Source organism: Pseudomonas sp. P1.31 (assembly GCF_001269815.1).
Taxonomy (GTDB): Bacteria; Pseudomonadota; Gammaproteobacteria; order Pseudomonadales; family Pseudomonadaceae; genus Aquipseudomonas; species Aquipseudomonas rustica.
Genome location: NZ_LHVN01000013.1, coordinates 1 through 12,633 on the forward strand (window position 1 = coordinate 1; position 12,633 = coordinate 12,633).

Genomic DNA, 12,633 nt, shown 5'->3' on the forward strand with positions numbered 1-12,633 from the left:
TGATTTTAAAGATCAAGATCAAAAGATCGCAGCGTGCCGCAGCTCCTACAGGAGCGGTCTGAAATCTCCGCTGTACCTCCCGCCTGATAGTTGTTCTCAATCGCTAATTTTTCCGGTCTGCATTCGTTTTATAGGGACGACGTGCCTTTGTGCTGCCTGCCTACTGATCCGGATGCCAAGAAATGAATGCAGAAGACTCCCTGAAACTCGCTCGCCGGTTTATCGGGTTGCCCCTGGAAAAGCGCCAGATGTTCCTCGCTGCCTTGCAGAGGGAAGGGGTGGATTTTTCGCGGTTTCCGATTCCGGCCGGGGTCGAGGCCGAGGATCGGCAGGCGCTGTCTTATGCCCAGCAACGCATGTGGTTTCTCTGGCATCTGGATCCGCAGAGCGGCGCGTACAACCTGCCGGCGGCGGTGCGCCTGAGCGGGCGGCTGAATCAGTCGGCGCTGGAGCAAGCGTTCGCCAGTCTGATCGAGCGCCATGAAACCTTGCGCACGGTGTTCCAGCAGCAGCCCGATGACAGCCTGCTGCAAGTGCCGCTGCAACGACCGCTGGAGATCCAGCGCATCGACCTCAGCGATTTGCCCGCTGCCGAACGCGAATTGCGCGTAGCTGCAGCAGCCGAAGAGCAATCGCTGCTGCCGTTCGATCTGGCCAACGGCCCACTGCTGCGCGTGCGTCTGTTGCATCTGGCCGAGCAGGAACACGTGCTGCTGCTGACCCTGCACCACATTGTTTCCGATGGCTGGTCGATGAACGTGTTGATCGACGAATTCTGTCGCTTTTACGATGCCCACGATCAGGGGCACGTGGCCGAGCTGCCGCCAATGCCGCTGCAGTACAGCGATTACGCGCTGTGGCAGCGGCGTTGGCTGGAGGCGGGAGAGCAGCAGCGTCAACTCGATTACTGGCTGGCGCAAATGGGTGACGAGCATCCGGTGCTGGAGCTGCCGCTCGACCGTCCGCGCCCGGTATTGCCGAGCAATCGCGGCCGTCGCCATGAGCACGTAGTGGAGGCGGCGCTGGTCGAGCAATTGCGCGGCGTCGCCCGGCAGCATGGCGTCACGCTGTTCATGCTGTTGCTCGGCACCTTCAATATTCTGCTGCACCGTTACACCGGGCAGACCGACCTGCGCGTCGGTGTGCCCATTGCCAATCGCAATCGCCGCGAGATCGAAGGCCTGATCGGATTCTTCGTCAACACTCAGGTGCTGCGCGTGCAACTGGATGGCCAGACACTATTCGCGGATCTGCTCAGCGCGCTCAAGGAAACCGCGCTCGGTGCTCAGGCGCATCAGGATCTGCCGTTCGAACGGCTGGTCGAGGCGCTGAAACTGGAACGCAGCCTGAGTTACAACCCGCTGTTCCAGGTGATGTACAACCACCAGCCAGAAGTCGCTGACGTCACCACCCTCAAGGTCGGCAGCGGTCTGGAACTCGGCGTGATCGAATGGGAAAGTCGCAGCACCCAGTTCGACCTGAGCCTGGACACCTACGAAAAGGGCGGCCAGTTGCACGCTGCGTTCACCTACGCCAGCGACCTGTTCGATGGCGCAACCATCGAACGCATGGCGCGGCACTGGACGCATCTGCTGCACAGCATCGTCAGCGATCCACAGCAACGGGTCGGCGAGATCGGTTTGCTGCAAGCGCAGGAGCTTGAGCAACTGACTCAGGACTGGGGTCGTCACGACACAACATGGCCGAGCGAGCGCCCGGTGCATGAGCTGTTCGAAGCGCAGGCCGCGCAAACACCTGATGCCATCGCGCTGATTTTCGACGGTCAGCAACTCACTTATGCACAGCTCAACGCCCGCGCCAATCGTCTGTCTCGCACATTGCTGGCGCAGGGCGTCGGCCCGGAAGTGCTGGTCGGCGTTGCGGTTGATCGCGGGCTGGAGCTGATTGTCGCCATTCTCGCCGTGCTCAAGTCTGGCGGCGCGTATGTGCCGCTGGATCCGCAATACCCGCGCGACCGCTTGCTGTGCATGATCGAAGACAGCGGCAGTCGTTTGCTGCTGACGCAAAGCCATTTACTCGAGCGTCTGCCGGTGCCGCACAACGTGCGCAGCCTGTGCCTCGATCAAACCGGAGCGTGGGAATTTACCGACGACAGCAATCCGCAACGCGCGGTGTGGGCGGATAACCTCGCCTATGTGATGTTCACGTCGGGCTCCACCGGCCGCCCTAAAGGCGTCGGCATCAGCCACGGTGCGTTGAGCAAACACGCCTTCGCCTCGCAGCATTACTACGCCTTGAGCGCCGCCGATTGCGCGCTGCAATTTGCCACGTTCAACTTCGATGCCTTCGGCGAGCAACTGTTTGGCCCGCTGACCTGCGGCGCCTCGGTGCTGCTGCGCGGCAACGAAGTCTGGGACAGCGAAACCCTGTACCGAAATATCGTTGCACACGGCATCACGGTCATGGACTTGACCACCGCTTACTGGAACATGATTGCCAAGGATTTCGCCGCCGCCGGCCCGCGTGATTACGCCGCGCTGCGTCAGGTTCACAGCGGTGGTGAAGCAATGCCGCCGGAAGGTGTGCAGGCCTGGCGCCTGGCAGGGCTGGAGCACGTCAAGTTGCTCAACACCTACGGCCCGACTGAGGCCACCGTCACCGCAACCACGCTGGATTGCAGCGATTACGTGTTCGGTCGTCAGCCGTTGCCGCTGACCATGCCGATAGGTCAGCCATTGCCGGGACGTCATGCCTATCTGCTGGATGCCGACGCTCAGCCGACGCCGATTGGCGTGGTCGGTGAACTGCTGATTGGCGGTGAGTTGCTGGCGCGGGGTTACTTCCAGCGCGCGGATCTGACCGCTGAACGTTTTGTCCCAGATCCATTTTCCACCACGGGTGCGCGTCTTTACCGCACTGGCGACCTTGCGCGTTACAACGCCAATGGCCAGATCGAATACGTTGGCCGGGTGGACCATCAAGTAAAAATCCGTGGCTTCCGTATCGAATTGGGCGAAGTCGAAGCGCGCCTGTTAGAACTCGATGCCGTCAAAGAGGCCGTGGTGCTGGCAGTGCAGGGTGGCAGCAGCCTGCAACTGGTGGCGTACGTGGTGCCGAAAGACACCGCTGTGGTTGCCGCTTCACCCGAATCCCAAGGTGCCGCGCGCGAAGCGATCAAAGCGCAACTCAAGGACAGCCTGCCGGATTACATGGTGCCGACGCAGCTGTTGTTCCTCGGTGCATTGCCGCTGAGTCCCAACGGCAAACTCGATCGCAAAGCACTGCCGGCGCCGGACGCCAGCCAGATGCAGCAGGCGTTTGTCGCGCCGCGCAGTGCGCTGGAACAGAAAATCGCAGCCATCTGGCAGGACGTGCTCAAGCTCGAACAGGTCGGTCTGACCGACAACTTCTTCGAGCTGGGCGGTGACTCGATCATCTCGATTCAAGTGGTCAGCCGTTCGCGTCAGGCCGGGATTCATTTCAGCCCGCGCGACCTGTTCCAGCACCAGACCGTGCAAGGTCTGGCCAGCGTCGCCCAGCAAGGCAACGTCGCTGTAAGCATCGATCAAGGCCCGGTCAGCGGCGAGCTGCCGTTGTTGCCGATCCAGCAGACGTTCTTCGCCGACGACATTCCTCAGCGTCACCACTGGAACCAGGCGGTGCTGCTGCGCAGTCATCAAGTTCTGGATGCCGAGGCGCTGTTGCAAGCGCTGAATGCCTTACTGGTGCAGCACGATGCTTTGCGGTCGCGCTTCGTCGAAAGCGCTGAGGGTTGGCGTGCAGAAGTGGCGCCGGTCGCGACGGATCCTGAGCTGTTGTGGACGGCTGACCGTGTCGACGCTGATGATCTGCAAGCGCTATACGCCAAGGCCCAGCAAAGCCTGAACCTGCAAAACGGCCCACTGCTGCGCGCGGTACTGGCGACCGTCGCCGATGGCAGTCAGCGTCTATTGCTGGCCGTGCATCACTTGGCGGTAGACGGTGTTTCGTGGCGGATTTTGCTCGAAGATTTGCAACAGGCTTATCAGCAAGCAGTGCAAGGCACGAGCATCAAACTGCCGGCCAAAACCAGTTCGTACAAGGCTTGGGGCGAGCATCTGCAAGCCTATGCCGCGACTGACGCGGTGCAGGGCGAGCTGCGTTTCTGGCAGCAACAACTCGACGGCGCGGCGCTGGATCTGCCGTGCGATAACCCGCAGGGCAGTCTGCAAAGTCGCCACGCTCAGGTGCTGCACAGTCGCCTCGACAAAACCTTCACCCAACAACTGCTGCAACAGGCGCCGGCGGCGTATCGCACGCAGGTCAACGACCTGTTGCTGACGGCGCTGGCGCGGGTCATCTGCCGCTGGAGCGGACACGCCGACACGCTGATTCAACTGGAAGGTCACGGTCGCGAAGACCTGTTCGACGACGTCGACCTGACCCGCACCGTCGGCTGGTTCACCAGCCTGTTCCCGGTGCGCCTGACCCCGGCGGATTCGCTGGCGGACGCGATCAAGCAGATCAAGGAACAATTGCGCGCGATCCCCCACAAAGGCATCGGTTTTGGCGTGCTGCGTTACCTCGGCGACGACGCGGCGCAAGCGTCGCTCAAAGCGCTGCCGCTGCCGCGCATTACCTTCAACTACCTCGGCCAGTTCGACGGCAGTTTCGATGCCGAGGAGGGCGCACTGTTCAGCCCGGCCGGTGAGCGCGCCGGGCTCGAGCAAAGTCTCGATGCGCCGCTGGACAACTGGCTGGGCGTCGAAGGCCAGGTGTACGACGGTGAACTCGACCTGCGCTGGACGTTCAGCCGCGAGCAGTTCAACGAGGCGACCATCGCCCGTCTGGCCGACGAATACACTGCTGAACTGCAAGCGCTGATCAGCCATTGCTGCCTGCCGGAAAGCATGGGCATCACGCCGTCGGACTTCCCGCTGGCGCACATCGCTCAGGCACAACTGGATGCGATCGCAGTGCCGGCCGCCGGCATCGAAGACATTTATCCGCTGTCGCCGATGCAGCAGGGCATGCTGTTCCACACCTTGTACGAACAGGGCACCGGCACTTATATCAACCAGCTTTGCGTCGATGTCGACGGCCTCGACCCCGAGCGTTTTCGTGCGGCGTGGCAAGCGACCATGGACGCCCACGACATCCTGCGCAGCGGTTTTATCTGGCAGGGTGAATTGCAGGAGCAACTGCAGATCATCCATCGACGTCTCGAGTTGCCGTACGCCTTGCTCGACTGGCGCGCGCGCCCTGACATCGCTCAGGCACTGAAGGATTTCACGGCTGCCGATCTGGCGCAGGGCTTCGATTTGACCGCGGCCGGTCTGCTGCGCGTAACGCTGATTCAAATCGCCGATCAGCGTCATCACCTGATCTTCACCAACCACCACATCCTCATGGACGGCTGGAGCAGCGCGCAGATGCTCGGCGAAGTGCTGCAGCGTTATGCCGGCCAGCAACCGCCGCGTCCGCTGAGCCGTTACGCCGATTACATCCAGTGGCTGCAACGTCAGGACGGCGCCGTCAGCGAAGCGTTCTGGCTGGCACAACTGGCCGACTTCCATGAGCCAACCGTGCTCGCGCAAGCGGCGGCGGGCGGCGGTGGGGTGCGTGCCGAGCGCGGGCATGCGCTCAAGCATTACGCGCTCGACGCAGCGCGTACGCAACGCCTGAACGAGTTTGCCCGGCAGCAGAAAGTCACCGCCAACACCTTGGTGCAAGCCGCGTGGTTGCTGCTGTTGCAGCGTTACACCGGCAGCGCTTGCGTGGCGTTCGGCACCACCGTCGCCGGGCGTCCGGCGGAACTGGTTGGCATCGAGCAGCAAGTCGGCCTGTTCATCAACACCTTGCCGGTGATCGCCGGTTCGCGTCCTGATCAAAGCGTAGCCGCATGGCTGGCGGCGGTGCAGGCGCAGAACCTCAGCCTGCGCGAGTTCGAACACACGCCGCTGGCGAACATTCAGCGTTGGGCCGGGCAGGGCGGCGCGTCGTTGTTCGACACGCTGCTGGTGTTCGAAAACTTCCCGATTTCCGAAGCGCTGCAACATGGCACTGCACAAGGCGTGGTGTTCGGCGAAGTGGCCAACCAGGATCAGACGCACTACCCGCTGACCCTAGGCGTGACGCTGGGTGAAACCCTCGCGTTGCACATGAGTTTTGATCAGGCGCATTTCAGTGTCGCGACTGTCGAGCGTCTCAGCGCGCAACTCCTGCATCTGCTGGAGCAATTCGCCGAATCCGCCGAACGCCGCCTCGGTGAAATCGCCTTGGCAACGGCTGAGGAGCACACCCGGCAGATCCTCGAAAACCAACCGCAGGCGTACCCGGTCGATCTCGCTGTGCATCAACGCTACGCCCGATTGGCGGCGCAACAGCCGGATCGCACCGCAGTGATTTTCGACGGCAAGCATTTCAGCTACGGCGACATCGATGCTCGCGCCAACCGTCTCGCTCATGAGCTGGTGGCACGTGGCGTTGGCGCCGAGGTGCGTGTCGGTGTCGCGCTGCCGCGCAGCGAAGGTTTGATTGTCGCGCTGCTGGCGGTGCTCAAGGCGGGCGGCGCTTACGTGCCGCTGGACACCAGTTACCCACGCGAGCGGCTGGCGTATCTGATGGCGGATTCCGGTCTGGCGCTGTTGCTGACCGATTCGCGGGTGACGGCGCAATTGCCGATCGCTGACACCCTGACCGTGCTGGAACTCGATCACCTCGACCTCAGCGCGCACCCGGCGCAGGCACCGATCGTGGCGCTGGATCCGCACAACCTTGCGTACGTGATTTACACCTCGGGTTCCACCGGCAACCCGAAAGGCGTCAGCGTCAGCCACGGCCCGCTGGCCATGCACTGTCTGGCAATCGGTGAGCGCTATGAAATGCGCGACAGCGATTGCGAATTCCACTTCATGTCGTTCGCTTTCGACGGCGCCCACGAGCGCTGGCTGACCAGCCTGACCCACGGCGGCTCGCTGCTGATTCGCGACGACAGCCTGTGGACACCGGAGCAGACCTACAACGCGATGATCGAGCACGGCGTGACCGTGGTCGCGTTCCCGCCGGTGTACTTGCAACAACTGGCCGAGCACGCCGAACGCGTCGGCAATCCGCCCAAGGTGCGTATCTACTGCTTCGGTGGCGATGCGGTACCGAACGCCAGTTTCGAACGGGTCAAGCGGGCGCTGAATCCCGAGTACATCATCAACGGCTACGGCCCGACCGAAACCGTGGTCACCCCGCTGATCTGGAAGGCCGGTCGCGACGAACCGTGCGGCGCCGCGTACGCGCCGATTGGTAGCCGCATCGGTGATCGCAGCGCCTATGTGCTGGACGCCGATCTGAACCTGCTGCCGCAAGGCATGGCCGGTGAGTTGTATCTGGGCGGCAGTGGTGTGGCGCGGGGTTACCTGAACCGCCCGGCGATGACCGCCGAGCGTTTTGTCGCTGACCCGTTCAGCCGCAGCGGCGGCGTGCTGTATCGCACCGGCGACTTGGTGCGCCAGCGCGCTGACGGCACGTTCGACTATCTGGAACGTATCGACAATCAGGTGAAAATCCGTGGTTTCCGCATCGAACTCGGCGAGATCGAAGCCAGTCTGCAAGCCCTTGATGGCGTGCGCGAAGCGGTGGTCGTGGCGCAGGAAAGCGCCGGCAGCAAACGCTTGGTCGCGTACGTGGTCAGCGACTCGCCGCGCGAAGATTTCGCCGAGCAACTGCGTGAGCAGCTCAAAGCAACGCTGCCAGCGCATATGGTTCCAGCCTACGTTTTGCGTCTGGAGCGCATGCCGCTGACCCCGAATGGCAAGCTCGATCGCAAGAACCTGCCGAAGCCGGATGTCAGCCAATTGCAGCAAGTCTATGTCGCGCCGCAAAGCGCGCTGGAGCAGCAACTGGCGACGATCTGGCAGGAGGTGTTGAAGCTGGAACGCGTCGGCCTCAGCGATAACTTCTTCGAGCTGGGCGGCGACTCGATCATCTCGATTCAAGTGGTCAGCCGTGCGCGTCAGGCCGGTTTGCGCTTTACCCCGAAGGATCTGTTCCAGCATCAGACCATTCAGGCGCTGGCCGCCGTGGTACAAACCGGCGAGCCGCTGCAACTGATCGATCAACAACCGGTGACCGGTGCAACGGCGCTGCTGCCGATTCATCAGTGGTTCTTCGCGCAGCCGATCCCTGATCGTCATCACTGGAACCAGTCGGTGATGCTCAAACCGACCCAGGCACTCGACGCGCAAGTGCTCGAACAAGCACTGGACGCACTGGTAGCGCATCACGACAGCCTGCGTCTGGACTTTGCCGAACAGGCGCAAGGCTGGTCGGCGCAGTACCGCGATGTCGCGACGCAAGCGGGCGAAACCGTTTTGTGGCAAGTCGAGGTCGCCGATGTCGCGGCGCTCGAAGCGCTGGGCAATCAGGCTCAGCGCAGCTTGCAATTGAGTGACGGTTCGCTGATTCGCGCGGTGCTGGCAAACCTCGCTGATGGCACTCAACGCTTGTTATTGGTGGTTCACCATTTGGTGGTCGACGGCGTGTCGTGGCGGATTCTGTTCGAAGATCTGCAGAGCGCTTATCGGCAGATTCTGGCGGGTGCGACTGTGCAACTGCCGGCCAAAACCAGTGCGGTCAAAGCCTGGGCCGAGGCGCTGCAAGACTACGCCGCGAGTGCGCCACTGCAGGCCGAGCTGGGTTTCTGGCAACAACAACTGCAAGGCGCTTCGACTGAGTTGCCTTGCGACAACCCGCACGCCGGTCAGCAACACAATCAGGCGCAATCGATCCGCACGCAACTGGACAAAACCCTGACCCGCCAGCTGTTGCAGGAAGCCCCGGCGGCCTATCGCACGCAAGTCAACGACCTGCTGCTGACCGCGCTGGCGCGAGTGATGGTGCGCTGGACCGGCGACGACAGTGTGCTGGTGCAACTGGAAGGGCATGGTCGCGAAGATCTGTTCGACAACGTCGATCTGACCCGCACCGTTGGCTGGTTCACCAGCGTGTTCCCGGCGCGATTGGCGCCGGTCGCCGACCTCGGCGCTTCGCTGAAACAGATCAAGGAGCAACTGCGCGCGATCCCCAACAAAGGCATCGGTTTCGGTGCCCTCGCGCACCTTGGCGACGCCGCTGCACAGCAAGCGCTGCAAGCCTTGCCGAAACCGCGCCTGACCTTCAACTACCTCGGCCAGTTCGACGGCAGCTTCGATGCCGGCGACGACGCCTTGTTCGTGCCGACCAGCGAATCCGGCGGTGAAGAAGTCAACATGACCGGCCCGCTGGGCAGCCCGTTGGCGCTGGACGGCAAAGTCTTCGGCGGTGAGCTGGATCTGAGCTGGACGTTCAGCAGCGAGATGTTCAACCCGGCGACGATCCAGCGTCTGGCCGACGATTACCTGCAAGAGCTCACCGCACTGATCGCGCATTGCTGCGACAGCGCCAACCGTGGCGTGACGCCGTCGGACTTCCCGCTGGCGACGCTGACGCAGGCGCAACTCGACGTGTTGGTGCAACAGCCGCAGTCCGTCGATGACATCTACCCGCTGTCGCCGATGCAGCAGGGCATGCTGTTCCACACCTTGCTCGAACAGGGCGGTGGCGATTACATCAACCAGATGCGTCTGGACGTCGACGGCGTTGATCCGCAGCGTTTCCGCGCGGCGTGGCAAGCGGTGGTCGATGCGCACGACATTCTGCGCACCGGGTTCTTCTGGCAGGGCGATCTGGATCAACCCGTTCAAGTTGTGCAGCGTCATCTCGACGTACCGTTCCGCGTGCTCGACTGGAGCGCTCAGACTGATCTGGACGCGGCACTGCAAACCCTTGCCGATGACGAGCGCGCACAAGGCCTGGATTTGAGCGCTGCGCCGTTGATGCGCCTGGTCTTGGTGCGCATTGCTGCCGATCGTCATCACTTGATTTACACCAACCATCACATCCTGATGGACGGCTGGAGCAGCGCGCAGTTGCTCGGCGAAGTGTTGCAGCATTACAGCGGTGAAACGGTGGCGCGGCCGAGTGGGCGTTATCGCGATTACATTGGCTGGTTGCAAAAACAGGACGCCGGTGCCGCGCAAGCCTTCTGGCTCCAGCAATTGCGTGAACTGGATGAGCCGGTGCGTCTGGCGCAGGTGTTTGCGGCGCCGACGCAAAGCGTCGAGCCTCACGCTTATGCGCAGCATCGGGTGCAGCTGGATTCGGAACAGACTCAGCGGTTGAGCGACTTTGCCCGCGATGCAAAAGTGACGGTCAACACGCTGGTGCAAGCGGCCTGGCTGCTGCTGTTGCAACGTTACAGCGGCAAATCCTGCGTGGCGTTCGGCGCGACGGTGTCGGGGCGTCCGGCGGATCTGCTCGGTGTAGAACAGCAGATCGGGCTGTTCATCAACACCTTGCCGGTCATCGCCAGCCCGCGTCCGGAGCAGCGCCTCGGCGACTGGTTGCACGGCGTGCAGGCGCAGAACCTTGCATTGCGTGAGTTCGAACACACCGCGTTGTTCGACATTCAGCGCTGGGCGGGATTGGGCGGTGAGGCGCTGTTCGACACTATTCTGGTGTTCGAGAACTACCCGATTTCCGAGGCGCTGGAACAGAGCTCGCCGCAAGGCCTGCGTTTCGGTGCCGTGGATAATTTGGAACAAACCAACTATCCGCTGACGCTGTCGGTCAGTCTCGCTGCCGAACTGGCGGTGCAATTCAGCTATCAGTGCGCACAGTTCGCTCCTGCTTCGGTCGAGCAAATGGGCCTGCACCTGCAACGCTTGATGCTGCAAATGATCGACGGCAGCGAACGTGCACTGGGTGAATTGAATCTGCTCGACGCCGCCGAAACCGATCAGCAACTGTTGGCGTGGAATGCCAGCGCAGCGCCTTGGCCCGAGTCGCGTTGCATCCACCGGTTGATCGAAACGCGCGCCAGCCAGACGCCTGACGCGACAGCGCTGGTGTTCGGTGAGCAATGTCTGACTTACGCCGAGCTGAATGCGCAGGCCAACCGTCTGGCCCATCGCCTGATTGCCCAAGGGGTTGGCCCGGATCGTCTGGTCGGCATCGCTTTGGAGCGCGGCGTGGAGATGATTGTCGGCTTGCTGGCGATCCTCAAGGCCGGTGGCGCTTACGTGCCGCTGGATCCGCAATACCCGAGCGAGCGTTTGGCGCACATGATCGAAGACAGCGGTTTGCAGTTGTTGCTGACTCAAGCGTCGTTGCTGCAAGTGCTGCCAATTCCGACCGGTGTGCAGACGCTGGTGCCGGGCTCCCTCGAAGAACCGATCAGCGCTGCACAGGCGGCCAATCCGCAGGTGGCGGTCGACGGCGATAACCTCAGCTATGCGATCTACACATCGGGTTCGACCGGCAAGCCGAAAGGCGTGATGGTGCGCCACGCGGCACTGGTCAATTTTGTCGCGAGCATGGCCCGTGAGCCGGGGCTTGTGGCGACTGACCGCGTGCTGTCGCTGACCACGTTCTCCTTCGATATCTTCGGGCTCGAGTTGTACGGCGCGCTGTTCAGCGGGGCTTGCGTGGTGCTGGTGGACAAGCAGAGTGCGCACGACCCGCAGGCGCTGCTGCAAATCATCGATCAACAGCAGGTCAGCGTGGTTCAGGCGACGCCGTCGACCTGGCGAATGTTGCTTGATCATCCACAGGCTGCGCGGCTTGCAGGGCGCAAATGCCTGTGTGGCGGTGAAGCGCTGGCCGAGGATCTGGCCGCACGTCTGCTCGAGGTCGCCGGGCAAGTCTGGAACCTTTACGGGCCGACGGAAACGACGATCTGGTCAGCGGCTTATCAACTGACGGCCGAGCAGCGCCAGCCTTACCTTGGTGGGCCGATTGCCAACACCACGCTGCACATTCTCGGCGAACACTTTGCGCCGAACCCGGCCGGTGTGATCGGTGAATTGCTGATCGGTGGCGATGGTCTTGCGCGGGGTTATCACGAGCGGCCGGCGCTGACCGCCGAGCGCTTCCTGCCCGATCCGTTCGGCAACGGTGCGCGGCTGTACCGCACCGGTGACTTGGCGCGTTATCGCGCTGACGGGGTGATCGAGTACCTCGGGCGCGTTGACCATCAGGTGAAAATTCGGGGCTTCCGCATCGAGCTGGGTGAAATCGAAGCCTGCCTGTTGGCGCAGCCGTCGATTCGCGAAGCTGCGGTGGTGGCACAGGAAGGGCCGGGTGGCTTGCAACTGGTGGCCTACCTGATTGCGGCGAAGCCACAGGACGCCGAGCTCGCAGCCCTGCGCGACGCGTTGAAATCGGCACTGGCACCGTTACTGCCCGACTACATGATGCCGGCGCACTGGATGTTGCTGGAACGTTTCCCGCTGACCCCCAACGGCAAGCTCGACCGCAAGGCGCTGCCGCTGCCGGACGCCAACCAATTGCTGCGCGCCTACATGGCGCCGGATGGGGCGCTGGAACACAGCGTCGCCGCCATTTGGCAAGACGTGCTCAAACTCGAACGGGTAGGGCGCGACGACAACTTCTTTGAACTGGGTGGACATTCACTGTTGGCGACTCAGGCCACCGCGCGCCTGCAACTGGAGCAAGGGGCGGCGGTGCCGCTGGACCTGCTGTTCCGCACCGCATCGCTGCGCGAGTACGCCGAACAACTGGCTGTTCACCTGACCCCTCACTCCAGCGAAGACCTGAGTGAGATGCATGATTTCCTGGCAGACCTGGAGACCCTTTGAA

Annotated in this window: 1 protein-coding gene; it reads left to right on the plus strand. The window is 62.5% G+C overall.

The features are described from left to right. Positions 1 to 182: 182 nt before the first annotated feature. Positions 183 to 12,632 (plus strand): non-ribosomal peptide synthase/polyketide synthase, encoded by a 12,450-nt coding sequence (locus AD669_RS08910; RefSeq protein ID WP_053118842.1) that lies wholly within the window; start codon positions 183 to 185, stop codon positions 12,630 to 12,632. Position 12,633: the final 1 nt, after the last annotated feature.

Excerpts from the sequence above, each read along its gene's own strand:
- AD669_RS08910 (WP_053118842.1), top strand. The coding sequence starts at position 183 with ATGAATGCAGAAGACTCCCTGAAACTCGCTCGCCGGTTTATCGGGTTG.